Below are 24,116 nucleotides of genomic sequence, written 5' to 3'. Positions count from 1 at the left end.
ATACACCCATGTGTGGACGGGACGCGACGGCGGAAGGATGCGAACATGCCCACGCCGAAGAGCTTCACTGCCTGGTTGAAGAGCCACGCCGATCAAGACAACGCCATCGGCGATCTCGCCCGAGACGTCTCGCGCGATCCCGACTGGCCCTCACGCAAGGGCCTGCCGGGCCAGCGCACCTACCTTGAAGAGCGCGGCGCCATTTCGGCCGCCGTAGAGACCCTGGAACGCGCCTGGACTCAGTACGAGCAGTACAAGGCCACTCAAGACAAATGACGGTCGCCCACCCCTCCACGGCTAGTGCTGTGACCGCATCGGTTCGCCGGGTTGGCGGTCGTGACGGTTGGATGTGCGGTGACGTCTGAACCGGCCCCTGGAGGCGCGGTGGCCGAGCCTGTCCGTGTGCTGAGTCCCTAGCGTGGACAGTTGGAGATCTGACACCATCAACGTTCTTCTCAAGAACTCGGGGTGGGAATTCCGTGGACCAAGGACTGGCCGCGCTTTATGGCGCGGGCATCGGTGGCGTGTTCGGCGGGGGGGGCTGCGATAGCGGCTGCGTGGCTTGGTCGAGCGGGTATGCGTATGCAGGCCGAGGCCGCGATTCAGCAAGCTGAGCGGCAGGGAGAGGAACAGTGGGTGCAGTGGAAGATTCAGATGCGCAGAGAAGCGGTAGTGGCTTTCCTCATGGCTGGCCACGGCTTCGTCCATGCTGCGATCGTCCACTGGGAGTTGGCGCAGGCAACCGGGAGAGTCGAGGCAGTGGCCCCTGAGGTGACGAGAGAATTCAACGAAGCGCATCAAGCACTGCACCGGGCTGGCGTGACGCTATTTCTCGAAGCGCCCGAGCCGCTTACTCCTAGGATCTCGGAGATCCGAGATCTGGCGGAAAGAGCTCACGCCGAGTGTCTTCGGAGCTTCGAAGTATCGGACGACGAGGCGGCCGAGCGCGAATTCTACCGCCGCCGGCGTGCGATTGGTGACGTCGAAACCTGCATTGCCGTGTTCGTTGATCACGCCAAACCCCACTGCTGACTGGTTGTGACGGTACCGACCGCCGCCTCGACGCGACCGGCAACCCGGCTAACCCATGCAGTCATAGCACTAGGCCGCATCGCCGTCTTCTTCCAGCGCCTTTGTGATCTTCGCGTTGGCCGCTTCCTCGTGGCCATCGATGCAGCCGTGGTAACGGCGATGGATCACCTCGGGAGAATTGCCGACTCGCCGGGCTACCTCGGCGATCGGGACTCCCGCGTTGAGCCACCGCGTGATGCAAGCGTGCCGTAGGTCGTACGGGCGCCCTGCCAACGGCGAGTCGACTCGCTCGGGCGGCAGCGCGTACTCCCGCGCTTCCTCCCACACTCGCCAGTAGGTGGATGAGCCGACCACGCCCCCACGCTCGTTTCCGAACACGCGCCCTTCCTTGGCCGCGCCGAACGCGTCCAGGTGTGCCCGCAGGATCGCCACCAGGACAGGCGGGATAGGCACCGGACGGTCGCTTTTGGCCTCCCTTGCTTTCAGCCCGCGGCGGTCGTGACGTTCCCCGGAATCGGTCCACTGCTTCCCGGAGACGGGACGCGTCTCCCGGAGCGTTAGCGTGCCCCATCCTGTGTCCGGGAGATGGCAGTCAGACCGCCTCAGTCCTACCGCCTCAGCCGGACGCAGGCCCGCGTAGTACAGGACGGCGTAGAAGGCCACCAGACGCCTCCCGCGGCAGCGATTCCACGATCCGACGTAGGAGAGACTGCCGCGAGCAACTGACGGGCCTGTAGGGCGTTCACGAGGACGCGCCGGTCTACCACGTCATTGGCGCCGACGTGCTTCCGGCGGGCGCGCTGAAGCGGGTTCTCCGAGAGGTCGCCCGCGACCATCGCGTGTTCAAGGGCAGTGTTCAGGGCTCGACGGCGGCGCCTGTACGTGTCGCCCGCCGCCGAGGTGCCGTCCAGCTTGTACCAATCTTGGGCCGCGGCACCTTCGCCCGCTCCCCCCACAGCCGCCCCGGCCTCACCCGCCCGCGCGGCGTACGCCGAGCCTCGGACGGCCGCTACATCGAGGCCGACGGAATCCGCTGGACCGACGCCGAGCCGCCGGTAGCCACCCGGACCGACGCCCCGTTGGCCCTGGCGGACCTGCTCCGCATCCCGCCGGGCGAGCCGATGTTCACGTACGACGCCCTACAGACGGCAGACAACGGCCACCTCCGCCAACTCCACCGGACGTACGTGCCGTTCTCGGTCCTCATCGACACCAAGTACGAGGAGGAGGCCCCACCGCCGGCGCCGGAGCTCTACGCCGCCCTCACCGACCTGGGCCACGAACTCCACTTCACGGAGTACGTCCGCACGCGCATGCCTCTCCCGGATCAGGCCCAGGCCCTCCGACTCGCGGACGGGGTGCCGCTTCTCCATGTCCTGCGCGTGACGCTCAAGATGGCGGACAAGCCCTTGGCCCTTGAGGAGTTCCACCTACCGGGCGACGAGTTGGAACTGTCGTTCAGGCTGTAGCCGCAGCGCACGTCTAGACGCGCGTCTAAGGGCTGTCCCGTAATCCCTGGTGGATCAGCGCGCGGCGTCAGATGCGGTGCATCGCAAGGCGGAGGGTCGTCCTCATACTGGGCGTATTCGGGCGAGCCCGACAACGCTGCGAGGTGCCGTAGCTGTCGTCGTGCGCCCGCCGGGGATTACGGGACAGCCCTTAGGCGCAGTTGGCTCATACCTTCTCCACGTCATCAAGCCCGGCTGCGCTCCGCTCCGCCGGGCGCACTCCCGGCTCCGCGCCGGGCGCCGCTCCTGCCTTCGGCCCGCTCCGCCCGCGCTGCGCCGACGCGCGCCCACGTGTGGATAGGACCGGAGGCCATGAGTCGATCACCGCATAGAGCGGCCCACGGTCAAGACAATGCCTCCGGCGGGGGATCGGCCGGCACCGGGATGGAGGGGGCGCCATCGCGGACCGCGGGTCCATCGTGGCGGATGCTGGGGGGCTCCCATCCCGCACACCATCGACCCAGGCAGAGCCGAGCAGACGCGGCCCATGGCGTCCAGGAAGCTCCTTAGATCGTCAAGCAGTCTGTAGGAGTTCTGCCTGTGAGGTGTTCGTGCTGGTCAGGTGCTTGTAGACCTCGCGCGCGATGAAGCGTTTGAGGCAGCGGAAGATGTCCTTCTTTGACATGCCTTCGGCTGTGCGGCGTGCGACGTAGAGCCGTGTGCGAGCGTCGTAGCGCATGCGCACGAGGGCGATCGTGTGGAGGGCATGGTTGGCCTGGCGGTCACCGCCGCGGTTGAGGCGGTGGCGGTTGGTCCGGCCGGAGCTTGCGGAGATTGGGGCTGCGCCGCAGAGGTGAGCGAAGGAGGCTTCGGATTTCAGACGGTCGGGGTTGTCGCCGGCGGTGATCAGGAGCTGGGCGGCCGTCTCGGTGCCGACACCGATCAGTTCCAATAGCCCCGGCGCCGCCTGCGTGACCAGGGGTTGGAGTTCCGCGTCAGCCTCGGCTATCTCCTCGGTGAGGTTTTGGTGGCGGCGAGCCAGTCGCCGCAGGGCGGTTTTGACCGCACAGCTCGGGTCGGCGAGATCGGTGCCGGGGCGGGAGCGGGAAAGCTGCGAGATCAGCTGGTAAGTGGGCAGGCCACGTAGGCGTTCACGTACCTCGGCAGGGGCCGAGACGATGAGCGTACGGATCTGGTTGATCGTCTGGGTGCGGGCCTTGATGGCCGAACGCCGGACGACCCGCAGGGATCGGATGGCCTCCACGATGCCGTCGCGGGTTTTCGGCCGGCCGTTGGCGCGGCCGGACAGGACGGCGGTCGCGGCCGCGTAGGCATCGACGGGGTCGGACTTGCCGTTGGCCCGCCGGGCCTTGCGGTCGGGGCGGTCAACGTCGACGACGGTGACCTCGTTCGCCAAGAGGAAGCGGGCGAGTTCGGAGCCGTAGGCGCCAGTGCCTTCGACCCCGACGGCGAGCACATCACCGTGCGAGCGCATCCACTCCAACAGGCGCCGGTAGCCATCGGGACTCGTGGGGAACAGTGCGGTGGCAACGTGCCGGCCGATGGAGTCGATCACCGCGGCCTGGTGGAAGTCGGTGTGGGTGTCCACGCCGCCGACCACCACGATCTGGCCTGCCATGCTGTGTCGTGCTGTCCTTCCGTGCGATACGCGAGGGATCGCACGGGCCGGTCGGGCGGCTGGACAAGACTGTGGTGGGACCTTTGGCCGGGCTCCTATGAGGTCACAGGCGCCCGACCGGCCGCGTGCAAAGCGCCGCCCAGCCGGCCGACGATTCCTGGAGAGGACAGCTCGAAGCGTCAATCGTTCGGTGGGTCAGGCCTGCCAAGCAGCGCCGCGGTGAATCCTCACAGTCGTTCGTACAGTGGCGCGCTCCACCTGGACGCCATGAACCACGCCCGCTCCACGGTGTGTGGGTCGACGGCGTACGGGATGGGAGCTGGGGAGAGTGTTGAGCTGAGGAAGGTGCTCAACTCGCGCAAGGTGCACGGGGGTGACGGAAAACTGGTCGTGTGCAAAGATCCGGCTCCGCACACGTGTCTGCCAAGGTCGACCGGAGATCCATGTCCGCCATATCGCTGCCCAAGCCGTCTGAGCCCGGCTCCAAGCGCAACCAAAAGGGTCGCCGCCTGGCGATCTCGGGTGTGCTAGTGCTCGGTGGGGCCGCGCTGGCGATGGGTCTGATCATCGGAAGAATCTCCAGTAACGCCGACGGAAATCCGGACAAGCGAATGTCCGGCGCAGGCGATCGGTCGGCCATAAGTCTCGCGGTGGGCGACTGCTTCAATAGCTCACAGCACGGAGAGGTCTACACCGCGGCACCTGTGCCGTGCTCCCAGCCACACGACGGCGAAGTGTTCGCCACGCTCGCACTCACCGGGTCCACTGGCGCCGACGACGTCCTCGCGAAACAGTCATACAACCAGTGCAGGGATCGGCTGACCGACTACGTCATGGACGACTGGTCCTTGCCCCACACGACGGGCGTCAACTACTACTACCCGACCCGTGAGATCCAGCAGTCGGGTAACAGGACGGCCACCTGCTTTACGGCCGACACGGACGGTCAGACCACAGGCAGCGTACGAGTCCAAGAGGCCAGCTTGACAACAGACCAGCTTGCCTTCCTCAAGCTGGAGCTGACCTCCGCGCGCGTCTTCAAGACCTATCCGCACCGGGGCAGCGTGGCCGCCGATCGTGCCTGGTCTGCGAAGATGGCGGCCACGCTGGACCATGAGGCAGACGGCCTCAAAGCCGCCGCCTGGTCTGCAGGCGCCAGGCCCAAGGTCACCGCCTACGTCGGGGAACTTCGAAAGAGCGCCGAGCTGTGGCGCAAGGCCGTGGCGGCACATTCGGACAACAGTTACTGGGCCCGTTGTGACAACGCCTGGAACCAACCTTCATACAAGTACCAGCGAGACGTACGGAAGGCTCTGCGGCTGGCTTCGGATCTCCCCGCCACCTCTTTCGGGCCGCCGTTCTAGGGTCGGCACGCCTCGGGCTGCTAATCGGGCCGGCCTCGACCTCCAACCGCCTCCGCCCAGGACGCCGGGCCACGTGCGCTCCGACCATGGCACGGTCCCGTGGCCGTGCCACTCCCGTGCCATAACGGATGGGGACTCACGGGGAACCGGGGTCTCCAGAGGTGAGTCGGCCGGACTCTGCCCAAGTACGGAATCCGCAGGTCAGGCTTGTGACCACCTCACCTCGCTCCTAAAGCGGTGGCTTTCTGACAAGCGGCAGCAGCCAGCCGGCGCAGGCCACTAGTGCGCTGCCGTCCTCGGTGAGGAAGAGCAGGGTGGTCCATGTCCGATCGGCAGAATCAATCAGCCCTGTGCGCACAGGCCTGCCATGTTCGCGGACGAACTGTACTGCTCGTTCCAGCCCAAGAGGTTCGAGTCCGTACATCCGCATGCGCTGAAGTCGGTGCTTGAAGACTCCGGCATGCTGTCCTGCGGGTTGTGCCCGGTCTGCCACCCAGTAGGTGGCCCCGCTGCGGAGGGTGGCCAGACCCCTCACGGACGCCTCATCGTCACCGGCCAACAGCGATTCCAGCACATGCCGTTCCATGGACACCCCCGCCGGGATCCTGCGGTACAGCAGCCAGGTATCGCAACCCCAGCAATCGCCCGCGTCCGGTAGCGTCCGTCCAGGGCCTCGTAGCGGCCGGTATGACCGCCTCTGGCCGATCCGGCTAGAGCTACGGATCAGAAGGTCGTGAGGGGGGTGGGTGCGGAGCCATTCGGCATCCCGGGACCCAGTGGTTTGGGGACCCCTATCCGGCCACCCCCCTTGGCCGCCGTGTTCTTCACCGAGAACATCGAACCGGCTCATCTCTGCCACGGAAGCTAACAGCCGCCACTGACAACGCCCTTGTCCCTGTGGCTGGCACCCCGGCAGACGTGCCAGAACCCTGCCAGGTCGTGCCGGGAGCCACGGGGAACACCGGGGAACGCAAGCTGCGGGCATTAGGCACCTACACCGTTGCGCCGCAGGTCAGCACAGCAACCGTCGCCAAGAAACCCGAGTTCCCAAGCTGAGGACTCGGGCACTGGCGTCACGGGCCGGCCGTCGAAGGTTGCTCCTGGTCAACGGCACCAGCAGCGTGGTCGAGGCCGGTGAGGGTGAAGCGAGGCATACGCGCCGCCTGATCGGTCAGCTGGCCCACCACCGTGACCGACTGTCGTCGGCTGAGGTTCAGACGGACCGCATCGAGGCACCGCACATAGGCAGAGCTGCGCCGTCTCCGGTCCGTCCGATGCCGCTCCACAGTGGCCAAAGGCGAAAGAAGACAGACCTCCCCTGAACACCACACCGTCCGCGCTGCAAGCCGCCGTACTCGGCCGAACCAGTCTCACCCTTGACGCGCATGTGTCATGATGACGATAAGGTCTGAGTTCGTCATCCGAGAGAGGCTCGAGCATGAAGCATGATCTTTTCATCTCCCATGCGTCTGAGGACAAGGATGAGTTCGTCCGCCCCCTGGCTAGCCATCTGAAATCGCTTGGCCTAGACGTTTGGTACGACGAGTTCAGCCTATCGGTGGGCGACAGTCTTTCTTCGTCAATCGACAGGGGGCTAATTGACGCCAAATACGGTGTTGTGGTTCTGAGTCCCAACTTCCTGAAGAAACCATGGCCGGAGTACGAGTTTCGGAGCCTAGTCACCCTGGAGACAGGGAAGGCAAAGAGAATTCTACCAGTTTGGCATAACATTACCCGCGACGATATTATAAATTATAGCCCCCACTTGGCCGACAAAGTCGCGCTAGTTTCCGCCGGATTACCCACCCTTCATGTTGCACTAGAGATCGTCCGCGTCGCTCGCCCGGATACGTTTAGCGAGATTAAACGGCGAGCCGAGGCTCAGAAGCATCTTGAGAGCAAGGTCGAATCGTATCCAGTCGGTAGCCTCCAGCAGTGGCCCACACTGCGGGAGCCCTTGACTCAGCCGCAACTGCGCCGACTTCGACTTATTCAGGAAACCTTGATTGAGGTTTTCCCTCAAACATGGGAAGAGATGGCTGCTGATTTCCAGAGAGACCTGAAGGAGGCCAGGGAAGGCGAGATTAGAGCTTGGGAGCGCATCGCAGGCACGTACGCCTACGTCTGCAGGCGCTTTAATCTTGAATACTCCGAAAAGAAACTGCTATTCGGCTACCTTCTCGGGGCTTCACTTAGGCAAGAAATCCCTCTGGACAGCTCGCAACCCGAATGGGTCGCGATTGCTGCGAAAGACTTCTCGGAGCCTCTCCCCAATGCCAGGGACTAGCTCACACGGCCCTGCGAATACCTGATAAGATCCCCGATTTGGAGTATTCTCGGTCGCCGAAACACCGGACCGATCCGACGCTCTGTGAGGTACGGGAAAACGCTCACAACGCAGGCGGAGCACAGCCGCACCAGATCGGGCGCGGACAGAGGGGTGAATTCAGCCCAGCCCGAAGAGACCGCAGCCCAGCCGTTCGCTCAGGTCAGCGTTCTAATAACCCCTACAAGCCCGCGGCTTCCCAAGCTGAGTCCCCTCATACAGCTCAGCTACGAACGTCCCAGCCAGCCGCCGAGCGTTTCGGTCTGCCGCTTCGTCCGGGCTGCGGCGCTGGGGCGCCGGTCCCGGCCGAGCGGCAGACCGACGGCGGAGAGGCGAAACGTAAGGCGACGTTCCTCGGCCGATACACGCAGGGCGCGACGCTCGCCCGTGCTGCTCTCATGGGTATCTCTCCCGTGGCCACACCCACGCTTCGCGCCCAGTTCCACGCCATGGAGGCACGCGCGCTTGCCCGGACCGGGGACGTTCGGGCTTGTGAGGCCGCCTTGAGCGCGGCTACGAAGGCACTGGAGAGTCGGAACAACGACGACGAGCCCGAGTGGATCAGCTATTTCGACGAGGCCGAGCTTGCCGCAGAGGCCGCCCACTGCTTCCGTGACGTCAACAGCGCCCAGCAGGCTGTCGCCCACGCCGAGAACGCCATGAGCGGCAGTTCGTCCGGAGCGACTTCTTCGCAACCATGGTGCTCGCCGACGCCCACCTACGTGCCGGCGACGTCGAGGAGGCTTGCCGCGGCCTCAACGTCTTCCTCCACGCGTCGCGGGCCACCGCCGTGGCCGGTGGATCCTTTCGGTTGCACCACCCGCCACCGGTGCTGGCTCGCATGCTCGCCCTCACCGGCAACGACTTCCTGCTCTCCGGCCTGCCGGACGACCTCCTCACAAGCCCGGCCGGCCCTGCGGTACGCGTCGTCGAATCCGCAGACCCCGCCCCGGCGCGTACGCGGTGAGCGTGCGATCCGGGGCCGGGCAACCACGGGAACCCGGCGGCCACGAGCCGATCGCCTGGACGCAGACACGGTGCGGCTGCGCCGACTCAACCGCCGGCAGACGGAGAGCCTCAAGGAAGACCTGGCCGACCTGTAGGTCGAATCCTCCGAGACGGCCGCCGGTGAGGAGCACCACAACCGTCCGGACTTCTTCTTGCGGCCTCTCATGGGCGGCATCCGGCGGCCAGGGCTCGCGATGCTGGTCGCCCAGACCTCCACGCTGCTCGTGTGCGCCTTCGGGTCTGCTGCACGCCGGGACGGTTCCTGATGGCAGGGACCCGAGCCGACACTCCCTCAGAACATCGAGCAGCTCACGACATCCGGGCATGTCCTCGCCATCACCGGAACCGTGGTCCACCCGCACCACAAGAACCGAGACCTCGCCCGCCGCCCGCAGGAACGGCTGCTCGCAGATCACCGCGCCTCGCAGGGCGCCACCCCCGGACGGCCTCGCGCACGCCCCCCGGGACGCAGCGGCACGAAGAGCCCGCATGTCGGTACAGGAAAGGAAAATGACAACGTCACAGTCCGTTTCACCGGTCCGCGCACACGACGGCATGGCACATGATCGACAAGTCGTGTCCCATGCCAGCCTTCGGATCTGACAACGACGTGGATCCGGAGGTATCCCGCGCATGACGGTGATCATCAGTCCCACCGTGAGGAGACGCCGTCTGGGGGCCGAACTGCGCCGGCTTCGCCATGACAGTGGGCTGAAGAGCACGGAAGTGGCTGAGCGGCTCATGGTCTCCCAGCCCAAGATCAGCCATGTGGAGAACGGCCGCCGTGCCATCAGCCCGCGCGATGTACGCGACCTTTGCGCCATCTACGGGGTGACGGACCAGCAGGTCGTCGACTCCCTGATGCACATGGCCCAGGAGTCGGGACAGCGGGGATGGTGGAGCGCCTACGGCGAGCACCCCCACGGCGTCCATATCGGCCTCGAAACGGACGCCGCCTCGATCCATGCCTACGAGCCCATGGTGATTCCCAGCCTGCTGCAGACCCCTGCCTACGCCAGTGCCGTCATCGAGGAAACGATTCCCCCGATCACTGCCGAACAGGCCGCCCGGCGCCTCAAGGTGCTGCTGCGCCGTCAGCACAGGATCTACGACCCCACCTCACCACTGCGTCTGCGGGTCGTCCTGGAGGAATCGGCACTGCGCCGTGTCGTCGGCGGTCCCGACGTCATGCGCGAGCAGCTGGAGCATTTGAACGCACTCGGCGCCGAGCCGCACATCACCGTGCAAGTCCTCCCCTACACGGTGGGCGCCCACCCGGGCCTCTCAGGACAGTTCTCCATCCTGCGGTTCGCCGACGGCCCGCAGACAGGGGTGGTGTACCTGGAACGCTTCACCAGCGACCTCTACCTGGAAAGACAGTCTGCCGTACAGCAGTACGCCGCGATGTACGACCACCTCCAGGCCCGAGCCCTCAGCCCGGACGACACACACGACTTCATCACCGCCGCCACCAAGTCCCACATCGACGCGGCAGGCCGCCCCTGAGTACCCTGACGGCCTCACCGAGGGAGTTGCACCCAACACGCTCTCCAAGTCTTCGTCCGGGGTTCGGTGGGAGACGGGGATTTTCTGACCTGGGGCGGAGCGAGTGGTCGCGGCACCTTTGAACGGCGCCGGACGGGGGGCGAATGAGACCCACCAGGCTCGGGTCCGCCTTCCGCCTCGCCTTCTCCCACACTCTCACTGGGGGCAGCGTGGGTGGTTGCTGGTGCCGTGACCTCGGCCGGTGACAGGCGTTATTGGGGTTGGCACGCGTGCACCGGTGTCCTGTGGTTCCGCGGCTGCTTTCCTCGGCTCAAGCTGCGGGACCACAACGCGTTTGGCCGCGGTGACCGACTGCCATGGCAGATGGCCCCTGGTTTCTCCTCAGAGACCAGGGGCCATCGAGGTCAGGCAGCAACATCCACTGAGCCAGGGCACCGCCGTCCGGGCTTGCGGCCGGCCAACAGACCGGGACAGAAGGCAGGTCTGCGCGCTGGACGGATGGGGCTGCCGGACCTGGCACCCAACCACGGTGCTCTACCCGGTCCGGCAGCCCGGGAGCGCGACGCCGAAGGCATCTGCGGGTCCTGACGAGGGCTGGAAGCCGTGATGCACCGAGCGGCCGGCGAGTTGGATTTCCGGTCGTGCGGCGGCACCAAGTGCCGGCCTCAGCGGGTATGTCCCGACTGCGGAGGTACCAGTGCAGCCTCTGCGGGGGTCGGAGTCGGTGCTTCCCTGACGTCGGCCCACGGGACAACTCGCCGCGACAGCTGTCCCAAGTACCGGTAGAAGCGGTCCGGAAGGAACACCGCGTCCGCGACGATCATCGCGCCGGAGAAGAGCGGCAGGCCCAGGAACACCGCGATACCCACGTGCATGCCCAACAGCGTGCTCAGGACGGGGTACTTGAGCCTGCCGAACAGGACGAACGGGAAGGCCACCTGCAACAGCACCGTCAGGTAGCAGGTGATGGCGATCAGTACGTCGTGTTCGTCCGCCATGGCGGAGAGCGCGGGCCAGGGCTGGAACAGGTTGAGATTCAGGGCGTAATGGAGGGCGGTGCCGTTGCCCCAGGAGGCGCCCTGCACCTTGTACAGGCCCGCGGATCCGTAGAGGAAGCAGACCTGGGCGGCGATGACGAGCATGCCGCAGTTGTGCAGCACGGTGATCACTGTCAGGCGCGCGTCGCGGAGGTGGCGTCGCAGCTCGCCGGATGCCTGGTCCCGCGGCAGCCGGACTGCCTTGCCGACGGATGCCCGGAGCCGGGCCCTGCGCGCGTCGAGAGACCAGCGTCGGCCGCATGCGGTGACGACGAGGTAGAGGGCCATGAGGAGGATGAGGTTGTCCCCTCCGTCCGTCATGAAGATCGCCCTGGCGTGGAACGACGTCACTACGACCGCGAAGAGCGCGGACACCGCTCTGGTCCGCCAGCCCAGCATGAACAGTGCGGAGATGACGATGGCTGCCGCGTAGCAGACCTCGAAGTAGGCCCGGCTGTCGGACAGGGTGAGGATGCTGGCCCAGCCGGTCTGGTCGAAGAGCTGCTTGGCCAGTGCCGGCGTCCACGGTGAGCCGGGACCCCAGATCTCGTCGCGGTGGGGAAACTCGCGCAGCAGGAAGGCGAAGTAGAGGAACCCGTACCCGATGCGCAGAACCGCCGCAGCGTACAGGGAGATCGGCTGCTCCAGCAGGAGCGTGAGGAGCGCAGCGACACGGGCCGGCATGTGCTGCGGCGCCTGTGCGCTCGCCCGTTCGGTGCCGTGTCCGGGCTGCGACGACGTGGTTGCCGGGGCCGATGTCTGCTCAGCCTGTTGCATGGCGGGCCGCCTTCCACCAGGGCAGGTAACGGGTGTCGGTGGGCCGTGGCGGGGCCGTGCCGGGGCCGCCCGCTGCGGGCGGCGCGGTGATGGGCAGGGTGATCACCCGCAGTTGGATGGACTCGAATGCGCCGTGGCGATGTGCGGCGACGCGATCCGCTGCGATGTTGCGCAGGTACTGCTGGATCATCAAAGCGCGTTGCGAGCGCGGATGGTCGTCGCCGCCGTGCGTTTCGAGGTAGGAAATCCAGGCCCGGCGCAGCATGTTCTGTGCTGTGTGGCTCGGGAAGGGGTCGTGTTCCACCGCGGCTGTGTCGACGGCGGTCAGGTCGAACCAGCCGCTGACCTGGGCGGTGCCGTCCGGGGTGGTGTGCGCGGTCCTTGCCGAGATCTGCCGGTTGACCGACTCCGGGTCCGGGGCGAAGAGCCGCCAGTTCTGCTCGAACAACGGGAAGACCCATGCGTTGACCTGCCGGCTGTACTGCCGGGAGAGGGGATTCGGCGGTGCCACCTGCAGGAACACCAGGAGCACGTGTACCAGGGCCGCCGCCAGGCACAGGACCACGGCGACTTGCACTCCGGCCTTCAGAACGACGGGCGGCTCTGAAGACGCTTGGAACGCAGTCGGTCTCCCGCTCCGCTTCTGTGCGGTCGGCCTAGCGCCCGCCTGGTCCGATTCGTCAGCATCTGCTGACGCAATGCCACCCCGCACGGCCCTATCCGGTCCTTCCGTCCCGACTTCTCTCACTTGGTTCTCCTTGGCTTCCGCCTGCGGCGTGCGGCGGAATCGATGACGATCCGCGCCGCACGCCACCCGTCCTACTCGCGCACGTGGGTGGCTGCTTGCGAGCAGTCACCCCGCTGGAGTGGGTCGCGCATGCTAGGCAGGGTCACAGCCGTAGCTGTCGTCCTGGCCAGGCTTTTCGGGCTTGTCGCCGTACTCGTTGTGTTCGGGCTTGCAGCCGTGGCCGTTCCCACCGGACGTTCCGCCGGTGGTTCCGCCCGAAGTTCCGCCGGTCGTGGTTCCAGTGGTCCCGGTCGTGCCGCCGGTAGCGGTCGTCCCGGTCGTCCCGCCGGTAGCGGTCGTCCCGGTCGTCCCGCCGGTAGCGGTCGTCCCAGTCGTCCCGCCGGTAGCGGTCGTCCCAGTCGTCCCGCCGGTAGCGGTCGTCCCAGTCGTCCCGCCGGTAGCGGTCGTCCCGGTCGTCGTGGTGCCACCCGTGGTGCCGGCCGCGCACTGTGGCCGGGTGATCGTGTTGGTGTCCAGCGTCACGGCACCGTTACGGGCCAGCGCCCGTCCCTCGATGGTCGCGCTCGTGGTGGCAGTGATCGAGGTCATGGCCAGGATGTTGCCCACGAAGGCGGTGCTGGTGCCAAGAGTGGCCGAACTACCGACCTTCCAGAACACATTGCACGGCGAAGCGCCGTTGATGAGGGACACGCTGCTGCTGGACGCCGTCGTCAGACCCGAACCGATCTGGAACACCCAGACCGCGTTGGGGTCCCCCTGGGCATCCAGGGTGAGGGTGCCGGTGAGCCCGAGAGTGGAGGAGGCTGTGTAGACGCCCGGAACCAGCGTCAGGCCACCGGCGTCCGGGGGAAGTGCCCCGTCGGAGGGCTGCCCGGCAGCATCGTCGTACGCCGTGATCAGGTCGGTCTGGGCGTCCTGAGCCACAGTGTCCGCAGAGTGCTGGGTCCCGTTCACCACGGCGGGCGGCCCGTATCCGCTGATGGACGTTCCCGGAGACACTCCGACATCCCCGGTGATCACCGAGGGGCCGGTGTTGGTGGTTGCCGAACCGGCCAGTACCGCGAAGCTGTCCGCCCTGCCCAGATCTACAAACGTGGCGAGGGCACTTGCCTGTGTCGGCGACACAGCGACTACGACAGCGGAGATCACCACGGCAAGTACCGCCGCGATCCATACCGACAAAGTGCGCCGCAGAGGCGCGACAGGGAAATTGGGCGTCATCGAAGGGCCAGCTCCTGTGAGGGGATGGAGACGAATTTGGCGGTTCTCGGTCACACAGAATCGCCTGTCTCTGCCCCTGGAATATTACGCAGGCGCATGCTCCAACTTGCAACTCATGCGCGCGTTTTCGCCCAACCTGGCGAGCCGATCACAAATGCTCAGAAAATTTTTAATAGGCCGAATGGTCGTTCCTGCTTAGACGGGACGGGCGACACGGTGACGTCACTTCCCAGGTCAGCCCAGGCAGCAAGGAAATTCATACATCCGCAGCCCCTCGGCCGATACCGCCCTCACCCGACCCCCGACGCCTCACCGGCGTGTTGAGTAAATGAGCAGCTCCGCGATTCTCTCCGGAGGAGAGTCGTATCACTGGCGGAGCGGAAGGAACACCGCGAGAAGACCATGAAGGCTTTGCGTGGGGCCAGGGAAGGGAGCCGACCTCTGCGCGTCACCGGAGCGCAATCCAGGTACCGCGAAGAGGACTTCACCACAGCCTGCGCCCATCCTTCGGTGAGGACCTGATCGGTTGACCAGGCCACCGGCAAGGATCGCCCTGACGTACCAAGGCCCTCGACGCATGGAAGCGCCGAGGAATAAGAGCACGGCTGACGTCAGTGATATTTGAAAGGGCAGCCCTTCCACCGGCAGACTGTGGCGTATGAGATCCACGACGCCGCCCTTGGCCTGCTCGGACAAGGCCACGTCACGGTGCGCGCCATGGTGACCCGGCAGCACGGGCCCACCGATGGCCCGGACCATCCCGTGCGCGGCGCCGTGTCCCGTCACGTACTGCGCTCGGCGCCCGGCGTCCCGCCCACGGTGTTGGCGTCATGACGACCGCGGTCGTCGTCGGTGGCGGGCCCAACGGGCTCGCCGCCGCGGCCCTCCTCGCGCGAGATGGCGTGGACGTCACGTTGCTCGAGGCCGCCGACGAGGTCGGCGGTGGCACGCGCAGCCACGAGGCGATCCTGCCCGGCCTGCTGCACGACCACTGTTCGGCCATCCACCCCATGGCCGTCACCTCGCCCGCGCTCCGGGCCCTCGGCCTCGAACGCCACGGGCTGCGCTGGCGACTGCCGGAGATCGACTGTGTGCACCCGCTGGACGACGGGACGGCCGGGGTCCTGCTGCGCTCCGTCACGGAGACCGCCGCCGGGCTCGGCCAGGACGGCCGCCGCTACCGGGCCCTGCTGGAGCCCTTGGTACGGCGCTGGGACGCCCTCGCGCACGATGTGATGGGTCCGCTGCTACGGATCCCGGCGCACCCGCTGCTGCTCGCCCGGTTCGGCCTCCCGGCCGTGCTCCCTCCCGCGGTCCTCGCGCGCCTCTTCCGGACCCCGCAGGCCCAGGCTCTGTGGGCCGGGGTGGCGGCGCACGCGTTCCGGCCGTTCTGGGACCCGCTCGTCTCGGCGATCGGGCTCGGCATCCTCACCTCCGGCCACGCCGCCGGGTGGGCCGTCGCCGAGGGCGGCTCGCAGTCCATCGCCCGCAGCATGGCCGCGGCTCTCCTCGCCGCCGGCGGCACGATCGAGACCGGTGTGCGGATCACCGCCCGGCGGCAGATCCCGCCCGCTGACGTGACTCTGCTCGACCTCGACCCCGGTCAGGTCGCCGCCCTCTACGGCGACAGGCTGCCCGCCCGCGTGACGGGCGCGTACCGGCGCTTCCGCCGTGGCCCTGGCGCCTTCAAGGTGGACCTGGCCGTCGAGGGTGGCGTGCCTTGGAGGGACGAGCGGGCACAACGGGCCGGGACCGTGCACCTCGGCGGCCCGCTCGCCGAAGTGGCCCGGACGGAACGGGACGTGACGCAGGGCCGGATGCCCGAGCGGCCCTTCGTCCTGGTCGGCCAGCAGTACCTTGCCGACCCCTCCCGGTCGGTCGGCGACGTCCACCCCGTCTGGACGTACGCCCATGTCCCGCACGGCTACGACGGGGACGCCACGGAGGCGATCCTCCGGCAGCTCGAACGCTTCGCCCCCGGCGTACACGAACGCATCGTGGGCCGACACATCACCCGCCCCGCCGACTTCGCAGCGGCCAACCCCAACTTCACCGGCGGCGACATCCTCACCGGAGCGAAGACAGTCTCCCAGCTCCTCCTGGGCGCCCGCCCGGCGCTGGACCCCTACGCCACTGGCCTGCCCGGAGTGTTCCTGTGCTCAGCGGCCACCCCACCCGGCCCTGGGGTGCACGGCATGTGCGGCGCCGGGGCGGCGGCATCAGCACTGCGCCACCTGGGGGGCCGCCCGACCTGGCAGGCTCAGGAGCGCTCCCAGGACTCGCGCACGTAGAAGCGCTCCTCACTCGCGCAGCCCAGGCCATGGGAGACCTGCTCGGACCCCAGGCTCCAGCCCACGGCGCCGTTGACCTTGCAGCCGAGTTCGATCAGACGGTTGCTCTCCGTCCACGGGTGCCAGGCGCCCCGGCCCGCGACGAGCGATGCCCCCGCCCACCCAACGAGCTGAACATCTGCCGTTCGATCCCACAAGGTGGGCCGTCATCTGATGACGGCCCACCTGGATAGCCCGTGGCCGACCCGGCCCACTCCAGTCCGAGGACGGCCAGTTACCCGAGCATGTCCACCGTGACCCTCCCACACCGCGCCTTCGTATTCGTCAGGAACACTCCCAGTGCTTTACCTCGGTGCCGCCGCAGGTGCGGCCGGGCTCTCGCCGCCGACCTGCCTGGACGCCGTGGGCAGATCCCGGCCTCGCCACCTCCGAGGGCCATCACAACGTGACCGGCAGGCGCCGAGGTTCGGGAGCCTCTTGGAGCCGCTTGTCCCTTCGGAGCTGGGTCACGGTCGGATCGCCAGCGGGGGCACCCTTGGTGACTTACGCGAAAGCGTCCCGGGATTTCGCGCGAAAGTGTCCAGCCCTCCCCGAAGACCGGTTCCACCCCGACGGCGACCGACCTGACGACCACGCTAGGAGATCTTTAACGGTGCGGGTTACGTGGGGTCGTGACGTTTGGTGTCGGCTGCGCTATGCCGGAAGTGCGAGGTATCCCGATGGCGGAGGACTGACGGCCGACGAGCGCGATCGGCGTGATCAAGTCCGTTTCGCGGCACCTGACTTGATCGAGGCGGGGGCCAGTGACCGGGAGGTGGCCAGGCGGTTCCGGGTGACCCGTATGTCGGCGAACCGCTGGCGCCGGGCCCTGGTCTCGGGCGGCCGCCAGGCGCTGGTGTCCAGAGGTCCCGGCGGCGCCCGCTGCAAACTCGGCGCCGGACAACTGCGAGCTCTGGAGGCGGTGTTGGAGGCCGGGCCTGCTGCCTCCGGCTGGAGTGAGTGCTGGACGCTGGCCCGCATCGGCGAGATCGTGCGCCACCGGTTCGGCGTCGATTACACCCTGGCCGGGCTGGACCTGCTGCTGCACCGCATCGGCTGGAGCGTGCAGGTCCCGAGCCGCAAGGCCACCGAGCGGGACGAGCCGAGGATCGCCGCGTGGAAGGACGAGCAGTGGCCCGTCATAAAAAGAGGAGAGGGCGGCGGACCTGGGCGCCTGGCTCTGCTTCGAGGACGAGGCAGGCCAGGGCCTGAGGCCGCCCAAGGGCCGAACCTGGGGCCGCCGGGGCCGCACCCCGGTCGTGAAGGTCACCGCCGCGGGCACCAAGCGGGTCTCGATGGCGGCACTGATCTGCACGAAGGCCGGCCGCCAGCCGCGGCTGATCTACCGCATCCACCTTGACCGCGGCCCCGCCAAAGGCCGACGCAAGGGCTTCACCGAGACCGACTACGCCCGCCTGCTCGATGCCGCACACCAGCATCTCGGCGGCCCCATCTTCCCGGTCTGGGACAATTTGAACACGCACGTCAGCCACACCCTGCGACGGCTGATCGCGGCGCGCCCATGGCTGACCGTCTACCAGCTGCCGCCATACGCGCCGGAGTTCAACCCGGTCGAGGGCGTCTGGTCGCACCTGAAGAGATCCCTGGCCAACCTCACCAAACACAGCCTCGACGAGCTCACCGCACTGGTGAAGACCCGGCTCAGACGGATGCAGTACCGACCCCACCTCATCGAGGGCCTCATCGCCAAGACCGGGCTCGACTTCCAACCGCCGTAACCTCAGCCGTCGAAGATCTCTAGACGTGATCGCCGTCGGCCACTCGGTCGGCGACGGGGGCCCGGCAGGATGCGGTGGCCTGGTCCCTCGCCAAGCGGCCGCGCCGGGGACGGGCGCACCAGCTGGCCGACGGCCGTAGCGCGTTCGTCGACGGTGATGACCAGCGAGAAGGCCACGCCGCCCGGGAAGGCGCCGACCGGCGGGGCAGGAGTGGGCCACCTGCGCCGAAGCTGTTCGTTCGCATGGCTCCGAGGCCGGCGCACACAAGGGCGCCAAGGACTCCAACGCCCCGCCCTTGCGCAGTACTTCCACCCCATCTGCCCGAACAGTTACTCTTGCCCGGCCAGTTCGGGCCGACACCGTCCGCCCGCTGGCCCGGGGGAGGAACAATGGGGCGTCGCACGCCGTCATACTCGCGCGGACATAGATCCGTCCTCACGTTCCTACTCGCGCTCGTGTCCGTCGTCACCGTACTTGCGCCGGCCGGGAACGCCGTGGCCGCCGCCGCGCCAAGGCCCGTCGTGACGTCGGTGACGCCGACGGCTGGCCCGCTTCGCGGCGGGACCGCCGTGACCATTCACGGCTCCCACTTCTCGCATGTCTCGTGGGTGAAGTTCGGCGGCACCAAGGCCACCAAGGTGCATGTCGCCTCGCCCACGGCCATCACCGCGGTCGTGCCCCGGCACAAGGCCGGCAGCGCGACGATCTCCGTGCACCAGACGTCCGGTACGAGCAAGGCGTCCACGGCGCGCTTTCACTATGTCGCCGCCCCGCGCATCACCGGCATGTCCTCGCGCTCCGGCCCGGTGACAGGCGCCCAGACCATGACGATCAAAGGCACCGGCCTGTCGTACGTCAGCCGCGTCGACTTCGGCACGTCCCGCGCCACCGTGCTCGCCCACTCCACCAGCACCGCGCTGCGGGTGAGCACCCCCGCCCGCTGGGCGGGGACTGTGCGGGTCAAGGTGACGACCGCTGGCGGGATCTCCCCGTCAGTGGCCGCCGACACCTACGAGTTCCGCAACCCCGCGCCGCAGAGCACCGCCACCCTGACGCCCGCGACCGGCACCGCTGTCGCCGACGACGCGAGCGTCACCGCGGTGACCGGCGGCGGGGCCGACCCGGGCGGCAGCGGATCCGGCCAGCAGCCGTGGACCGTGACCCTGACGGCCGGCGCCGCGGTACCGGCGACCGGGCAGGGCTTCGTGCTCCGGCCGGGAGGACGGATCCACCCGTCGGGCCTAGCCGGCACCGTCATGAACGTGGACACCTCGGCTGCCGACGGCACGGCCGCGGTCACGGTGACGCCGTCCGCCGCGTCTCTCACGTCGGTGATGTCGACCGCACAGTCGGTGTACTCCGGCCCGCTCGGGGACTCGCAAGGCTCCTCGTCTGCGGCCCCCTCCGGCCGGGTGCGGGTCCAGAGCGCAAGCTCTCTCACCAGCACGGTCGACTTCGGCTCCATGTCGGCTTCCGTGCTGGAGTGCGGCAACTCCGACGGCCTGTCCGTGAGCGTCACCGGCAGCCTCAGCCTGAAGCTGCAGAACGTCCAGGCGCACGTCGAGGTCCGCGCGGGCAGCGTGGTCAGCAAACCGTACGTGTCTGTCTGGCTCAGCTACGAGCCGACTCTCTCCCTCAGCCTGTCCGCCTCCGCCGAGGCCACCTGCTCGCTGCCCGCCGCCTGGCAAAACACCCACCGCAAACTGTTCGTGCTCGGCGACACGGGCGCCACCATCGCGATCGCACCGGACGCGTCGTTCAGCGTCAGCGCCAAGGGCACACTCACCTTCCAGCAGCACAGCTACCGGATGCTCGGCTTCCAGTCCAACCCCGACGGCTCGCTGCGTCGCCTCGACGGCAAGTCCTCCGACCCAGCGAAGGCAACCGTCTCCGCCGAGCTGGAGGCCAAGGCGTACGCAGGTGCGCAGATACAGGTCGGCGAGCTGGACGTGGTCGGAGTCGGCATGTCGATCGGCGGCGGCCTCAAGGGCGACGCCTCGGCGGACTGGCCACCGCGGCTGTGCCTGAACCTCACCCCGTACCTCCAGGGCACGCTGTACGCCTATCTCAACGCGTGGGTGAAGGAGTGGAAGCTCCAGGCGTTCACCGTGGAACTCGACCTCGGCGGCATCGAGAGCTGCACCGGCCAGGGCTGGCACGTCGCCTGGCAGTCCACCGCGAACGGGATCTCCGACCTGTCCTGCCCGACGGAGTCCCGCTGCGTCGCCGTGGGCGGCAACTCAAGCCACGGCTACGTGCTGCGCACCGCCGACGGCGGCAACACGTGGACAGGCAAAACCGTCACCGCGCAGGAGGGCTTCATGAGCGTCTCCTGCGCCGACGGCACGCATTGTGTGGCGGGCGGCTGGGGCGGCAAGGTGTCGGTCACGGCGGACGGCGGGGCGACGTGGTCGCAGGTCGCGCTGCCGGAGGTCTACTCGTCACTGGGGTCGGTCTACTGGGTCACCTGCGTGCCGGGCGGCACCTGCTACGCGCTGGCGGCGATGACCCGCTACTCCGGCACTCTCGTCTACGGCTCGCCCGACCAGGGGCGCACCTGGAACTATCTGACGCTCAACAACGGCTCCCTCGCCGCGATGGCGTGCGTGACGGCCTCGGCATGCGTGGCTCTTGGCCCCTACGTGGAGATCGGCCGACAGTTGCCACGGGTCGCCGTCTCCACCACCGACGGCTGGGCATCCACGACCACAGGCAGCATCCCCAGCGGCTGGGACGCGATCACTGGAGTGTCCTGCGCGAGTCGCTCCTTGTGCTACGCGGCGGGCATCGGCCCCCAGGGCAAAGCCCTGCGCAGCACGGACTTCGGCAGGAGCTGGCATACGGTCGACGGTGGCGGGCTCACGCAGATCGCGTGGGACACGAGTTGTGTCTCCTCCAGCGCGTACTGCGCCCTGGGCGGCGACGCCCAGACCGTCACGGCTACCCGCGACAGCGGCACCCACTGGTCGCGCACCACGGTCTCCGGCTTCCCGTCGAGCGACGACATGAATCTGTTCAATGTGTCGTGCGCGAGCCGCGGGCACTGCGTGGCAACGGAGCACGGAGGATACGGAAAGACGGCGATCGTGGTGAGCTGAGGAGCGACACGGCCGTGCAGCAGACCCGCCCCGTGGCTCCCTGCACTGGCCTCGCCAGGTGGTGACTGTGCTGCCCGACCGTCCCTCGATCACTGCCCGGGGATCGTCACCCTGTCGTCCTGCGGACCGCGGACCCGGGCGAGCAGACGGTCAATGGCGGGGCGGAGGGGCGCGGATTGCGCGATGGACACCCAGTTCTCGACACCCACGGGCCGGCCACCGTCCCGCTGAATACCCTCGACCAGGCGAGCAAGGTCCTCCTGGTGGAGTGTGCCATTGACGAAAAGGGAGGCGGCGCAGTCCACCTCTCGCGCGCGTCGTACGAAGCTGTCCGAAGATGTCGCCGAAATGTGGCCGGAGTCGTCCAGGGCGTACGCGGCGAAGACGCCGATTCTGACGCCATCGGGCTGCGCCACGAGGACGGCGAGTGGCTCGCCCAGCCCGCTGTTGGGGTGGCGTTCCACCTGCTCACCTTCGGAGCGTGCGGCCTCGACAGCGTCGATGACCCGGTTCTCGAAGACAGTGATCTCCACAGCGTGAACCGCTGGGTCCCGGTCTGCCGCCGGGTCGAGTTTCTTGAGAATGTTCAACGTGGCCTGGGCCTGGTCGGTAAGCCCGGAATGGGCTTGTTCGGCCGCCTGCCTGCGCAATTCCGACATCGTGAACTCCCAGTCGCCGATTCGCACGCTTTCGATGGTGCGGCCACTAACAGCCATCAGCAGAAACAGGGCGCCGATCACGACCAAGGTGGCGCTGCCAGCCTGATTCTTCGAGATGAAGACCGCTACCACTCCGGCTCCGGCGAACAGACTCCCGGCCACTCCGGCCGCAGGCCGCTCCCACCTGCCGTCCAAGGGCCCCAAGCGAACCGGGCGCGCCCCACCTTGTGCCCCTGTCGAACTTCCAACCCCTCTCGGCATGCATGGATCCTATGATCAGGTCCCCGGGTCGGGCTCCTGTTCTTCCCTAACTCCCACCGTACTCAGCAGGGTTCGAGACCTGGGCCGTCCGGGCCACCAGCCAGGACGTGATTCTCACCAGGCAGCGAATACCCCGATGAGCACCCTTCAAGAGCCCCCGGGTCGAAGCTCCGGGCCTCCTCGCACGGCAACGCAGGTCACCGAGATCCCCGACAAGAACCAGGGCAGAAGGGGCTTCGGAGCAGGTGTCCGTTTGGTGGCCGGCTCGAGCGACACAGGTAAGTTGCCCTCAAGTTCGCGTTGTTGATCCGAGGAGGCCCTGTCCGTGGCGCAGAGCTTTGCTGGTCCGCCGTACGACCATCGGTGGGTATCCGGCCTGGAACCAGCCGCCCGACTGGCCATCCTGCGAGCGCGGCCACCGCATGGAACATCTGCTCAGCGTCACCCCTGAGGACGACCTGGACATGGTCATGGGCGACCTCGGCGGCATCTACGTATTCCTCTGCCGCCAGTGCCCCGAACTCCCCTACGCCCACCGCTACGACTGCTGAAGCACAGCTGCGCCGACAGGCGTGCAGTCGGTCGCACGGCCGACGGGGGCCTTGGCCACTCGCTGCGCGCCTCGGGCGGCGGCCTCCACCGCCCCGGGTGCCGTCCGAGGTGCCTCCGGCAGCACGCTGGACCCGTTGCGCCGGAGTCAGGTACCCGCCGCCTGGGTGGCGCTGAGTGTGTAGGTGGTCCCGACGCTGGTCTGCACCCACGCGTCCGGGAGGGCCGCGGCGAGGGTGTGCTGGGCGCGCCAGCCGGTGCAGTGGCCGGGGACGATGAGGGCGGGGGCGAGTTCGGTGAGGGCGGTCACCGTCGGGGCGATGACCGGCTCGAAGGCGGGGCCGCTCAGGTGGAAGCCGCCGATGAGGGCCAGCAGTTCGGTGACGCCGGTCAGTCTCATGGCGTGGCGGACGATGTTGACCACTCCGGCGTGGCCGCACCCGGTGACGACGACCAGCCCCCGGCCGCGCACGTTGATGACGAGTGCCTGGTCGTCGATGACGGCGGGGTCGTGTCGCCAGCCGTTTCCGTCCCAGGCCTGGTGGGCCGGCGGCATGCCGTGCTCGAACTCGGTGACGCGGTCCACCTCGCCGGTGATCAGGATGCCGCCGGCCAGCAGCGACGGCTGCCGTCGCTCGATCACCTCGAACCCTTCGCGTTCCAGGGCACCCCGTGACAGCGTGGGCAGCTCCAAGCCTTGGTCCGCGGGAAGTTGCAGGCGTCGGCGGGTCCAGACCGCGGGGTGGACGGTCAGCGGCAGGCCGGAGCGCCCGCGCAGCCGGGCCAGGCCGTCGAAGCCGCCCGCGTGGTCGAAGTGGCCGTGGCTGAGGACGACGCCCTGTAGGCCGCCAACGTCGATGCCGAGGCGCTCGGCGTTCACCGCCAGCGCGTCCGGGGACGCGCCGGTGTCGAACAGCAGCGTGCTGCTCGCGTTCCCGCTCTGGACGGTGACCAGGGCGGAGAAGCCGTGCTCGGCGCGCAGCCCCGCGAGGGTCTCGCCGCCCGCGAACTGCCGCGCTGCGGTCCGCCCGGCCCCCATCGACGCGCGGGTGACGCCTTCGGCGGAGGCCAGCAGGGCGTCGAAGGTGTTGTCGACCATCGTCGTGACCCTGACCTCGTCGACCTCGGGCAGCGTCACCGGGTCGACAGCCGGTCCCTCCGCGACGCGGGGCGCCGACCGTGCCGGCTCGGCCGCCGAGTGCCCGTGGTCTTCGCACATGCTAGAAAGCGCCTCCCCGAGGATGTGACCGACCAGCGAAGCGGCCAGACGTGCAGCCGGCATAGCAGCCGCACCGGCAGCCGGACCAGCGGCCGGAGCCGGACAAGCAGCCAGATAAGCAGCCAGATAAGCAGCCTGACAACCGGCCGGACAAC

Annotated in this window: 17 protein-coding genes and 2 pseudogenes; 12 read left to right on the top strand and 7 right to left on the bottom strand. The window is 67.9% G+C overall.

All coding sequences use genetic code 11. The features are described 5' to 3' along the window. The first annotated feature begins 45 nt into the window (after positions 1-45). Together ACZ4UV_RS19115 and ACZ4UV_RS19110 are read left to right on the top strand one after the other, a co-directional pair. Positions 46-276: a YozE family protein gene (locus ACZ4UV_RS19115; RefSeq protein WP_467839136.1), complete on the top strand. Its 231-nt coding sequence runs from the start codon at positions 46-48 to the stop codon at positions 274-276. A 306-nt stretch (positions 277-582) separates the two neighbouring features. Further along, positions 583-1,032, top strand: a complete 450-nt coding sequence (locus ACZ4UV_RS19110) for a hypothetical protein (protein ID WP_467839133.1) — start codon at positions 583-585, stop codon at positions 1,030-1,032. A 69-nt stretch (positions 1,033-1,101) separates the two neighbouring features. Here the strand turns inward: ACZ4UV_RS19110 and ACZ4UV_RS19105 are convergent, their stop codons facing one another. Beyond that, entirely contained in the window at positions 1,102-1,464 is a 363-nt protein-coding gene (locus ACZ4UV_RS19105; RefSeq protein WP_467839131.1) for a hypothetical protein, read from the bottom strand. Between the two features lie 491 nt (positions 1,465-1,955). On the opposite strand from ACZ4UV_RS19105, the gene ACZ4UV_RS19100 reads away from it, so the two are divergent. Next, on the top strand, positions 1,956-2,501 hold the full coding sequence (locus ACZ4UV_RS19100) for a UTRA domain-containing protein (RefSeq protein WP_467839128.1): 546 nt from the start codon (positions 1,956-1,958) through the stop codon (positions 2,499-2,501). 553 nt (positions 2,502-3,054) lie between these two features. On the opposite strand, the gene ACZ4UV_RS19095 is transcribed toward ACZ4UV_RS19100, so the two are convergent. After that, on the bottom strand, positions 3,055-4,119 hold the full coding sequence (locus ACZ4UV_RS19095; protein WP_467839125.1) for an IS110 family RNA-guided transposase: 1,065 nt from the start codon (positions 4,117-4,119) through the stop codon (positions 3,055-3,057). A 443-nt stretch (positions 4,120-4,562) separates the two neighbouring features. On the opposite strand from ACZ4UV_RS19095, the gene ACZ4UV_RS19090 reads away from it, so the two are divergent. The 4 genes and pseudogenes from ACZ4UV_RS19090 to ACZ4UV_RS19075 all read left to right on the top strand — a co-directional run bounded on the left by ACZ4UV_RS19090 (position 4,563) and on the right by ACZ4UV_RS19075 (position 10,323). Continuing rightward, the gene (locus ACZ4UV_RS19090) at positions 4,563-5,483 is read left to right on the top strand and encodes a septum formation family protein (RefSeq protein WP_467839122.1); all 921 of its coding nucleotides are present in this window, start codon (positions 4,563-4,565) and stop codon (positions 5,481-5,483) included. Positions 5,484-6,921: 1,438 nt separating this feature from the next. Then, complete coding sequence (locus ACZ4UV_RS19085; protein ID WP_467839119.1) at positions 6,922-7,770, top strand: toll/interleukin-1 receptor domain-containing protein; 849 nt, start codon at positions 6,922-6,924, stop codon at positions 7,768-7,770. Between the two features lie 380 nt (positions 7,771-8,150). Then, positions 8,151-8,560 (top strand): annotated as a pseudogene (locus tag ACZ4UV_RS19080) (hypothetical protein); the annotation flags it as partial. A gap of 890 nt (positions 8,561-9,450) precedes the next feature. After that, positions 9,451-10,323, top strand: coding sequence for a helix-turn-helix domain-containing protein (locus tag ACZ4UV_RS19075; protein WP_467839116.1), 873 nt, complete (start codon positions 9,451-9,453; stop codon positions 10,321-10,323). A gap of 665 nt (positions 10,324-10,988) precedes the next feature. Here ACZ4UV_RS19075 and ACZ4UV_RS19070 read toward each other — a convergent pair. The 3 genes from ACZ4UV_RS19070 to ACZ4UV_RS19060 form a co-directional block, all read right to left on the bottom strand. Beyond that, positions 10,989-12,044: an HTTM domain-containing protein gene (locus ACZ4UV_RS19070; protein WP_467839416.1), complete on the bottom strand. Its 1,056-nt coding sequence runs from the start codon at positions 12,042-12,044 to the stop codon at positions 10,989-10,991. 79 nt (positions 12,045-12,123) lie between these two features. After that, positions 12,124-12,714: a DUF5819 family protein gene (locus ACZ4UV_RS19065; RefSeq protein ID WP_467839113.1), complete on the bottom strand. Its 591-nt coding sequence runs from the start codon at positions 12,712-12,714 to the stop codon at positions 12,124-12,126. Positions 12,715-13,017: 303 nt separating this feature from the next. Beyond that, entirely contained in the window at positions 13,018-14,160 is a 1,143-nt protein-coding gene (locus ACZ4UV_RS19060) for an ice-binding family protein (RefSeq protein WP_467839110.1), read from the bottom strand. Between the two features lie 567 nt (positions 14,161-14,727). Between ACZ4UV_RS19060 and ACZ4UV_RS19055 the strand changes: the two genes are divergently transcribed. The 4 genes and pseudogenes from ACZ4UV_RS19055 to ACZ4UV_RS19040 all read left to right on the top strand — a co-directional run bounded on the left by ACZ4UV_RS19055 (position 14,728) and on the right by ACZ4UV_RS19040 (position 21,273). Further along, complete coding sequence (locus ACZ4UV_RS19055; RefSeq protein WP_467839107.1) at positions 14,728-14,940, top strand: DUF3556 domain-containing protein; 213 nt, start codon at positions 14,728-14,730, stop codon at positions 14,938-14,940. Next, entirely contained in the window at positions 14,937-16,397 is a 1,461-nt protein-coding gene (locus tag ACZ4UV_RS19050; protein ID WP_467839104.1) for a phytoene desaturase family protein, read from the top strand. The genes ACZ4UV_RS19055 and ACZ4UV_RS19050 overlap by 4 nt, the downstream gene beginning before the upstream one ends. A 688-nt stretch (positions 16,398-17,085) precedes the next feature. Further along, positions 17,086-18,175: pseudogene (locus tag ACZ4UV_RS19045) on the top strand (IS630 family transposase). Positions 18,176-18,417: 242 nt separating this feature from the next. Continuing rightward, positions 18,418-21,273 carry an IPT/TIG domain-containing protein gene (locus tag ACZ4UV_RS19040; protein ID WP_467839414.1) on the top strand — a complete coding sequence of 952 codons (2,856 nt, stop codon included), beginning with the start codon at positions 18,418-18,420 and terminating at the stop codon, positions 21,271-21,273. An 89-nt stretch (positions 21,274-21,362) separates the two neighbouring features. Here the strand turns inward: ACZ4UV_RS19040 and ACZ4UV_RS19035 are convergent, their stop codons facing one another. Continuing rightward, complete coding sequence (locus ACZ4UV_RS19035; protein WP_467839101.1) at positions 21,363-22,064, bottom strand: hypothetical protein; 702 nt, start codon at positions 22,062-22,064, stop codon at positions 21,363-21,365. 551 nt (positions 22,065-22,615) lie between these two features. Between ACZ4UV_RS19035 and ACZ4UV_RS19030 the strand changes: the two genes are divergently transcribed. Next, the gene (locus ACZ4UV_RS19030) at positions 22,616-22,744 is read left to right on the top strand and encodes a hypothetical protein (RefSeq protein ID WP_451021573.1); all 129 of its coding nucleotides are present in this window, start codon (positions 22,616-22,618) and stop codon (positions 22,742-22,744) included. Between the two features lie 146 nt (positions 22,745-22,890). Here the strand turns inward: ACZ4UV_RS19030 and ACZ4UV_RS19025 are convergent, their stop codons facing one another. After that, positions 22,891-23,961 (bottom strand): MBL fold metallo-hydrolase, encoded by a 1,071-nt coding sequence (locus ACZ4UV_RS19025; RefSeq protein ID WP_467839098.1) that lies wholly within the window; start codon positions 23,959-23,961, stop codon positions 22,891-22,893. Positions 23,962-24,116: the final 155 nt, after the last annotated feature.

The sequence above is a fragment of the Streptomyces sp. NPDC028289 genome, assembly GCF_055565975.1.
Note: the sequence above shows the minus strand (reverse complement) of the source record. Positions and strands in the feature narration are given on the sequence as shown.

Coding starts and splice junctions, on each gene's coding strand:
- ACZ4UV_RS19115 (WP_467839136.1), top strand. CDS start 46: ATGCCCACGCCGAAGAGCTTCACTGCCTGGTTGAAGAGCCACGCCGAT.
- ACZ4UV_RS19110 (WP_467839133.1), top strand. CDS start 583: ATGCAGGCCGAGGCCGCGATTCAGCAAGCTGAGCGGCAGGGAGAGGAA.
- ACZ4UV_RS19095 (WP_467839125.1), bottom strand. CDS start 4,119: ATGGCAGGCCAGATCGTGGTGGTCGGCGGCGTGGACACCCACACCGAC.
- ACZ4UV_RS19090 (WP_467839122.1), top strand. CDS start 4,563: ATGTCCGCCATATCGCTGCCCAAGCCGTCTGAGCCCGGCTCCAAGCGC.
- ACZ4UV_RS19085 (WP_467839119.1), top strand. CDS start 6,922: ATGAAGCATGATCTTTTCATCTCCCATGCGTCTGAGGACAAGGATGAG.
- ACZ4UV_RS19075 (WP_467839116.1), top strand. CDS start 9,451: ATGACGGTGATCATCAGTCCCACCGTGAGGAGACGCCGTCTGGGGGCC.
- ACZ4UV_RS19070 (WP_467839416.1), bottom strand. CDS start 12,044: ATGCCGGCCCGTGTCGCTGCGCTCCTCACGCTCCTGCTGGAGCAGCCG.
- ACZ4UV_RS19050 (WP_467839104.1), top strand. CDS start 14,937: ATGACGACCGCGGTCGTCGTCGGTGGCGGGCCCAACGGGCTCGCCGCC.
- ACZ4UV_RS19040 (WP_467839414.1), top strand. CDS start 18,418: ATGGCTCCGAGGCCGGCGCACACAAGGGCGCCAAGGACTCCAACGCCC.
- ACZ4UV_RS19030 (WP_451021573.1), top strand. CDS start 22,616: ATGGAACATCTGCTCAGCGTCACCCCTGAGGACGACCTGGACATGGTC.
- ACZ4UV_RS19025 (WP_467839098.1), bottom strand. CDS start 23,961: ATGTGCGAAGACCACGGGCACTCGGCGGCCGAGCCGGCACGGTCGGCG.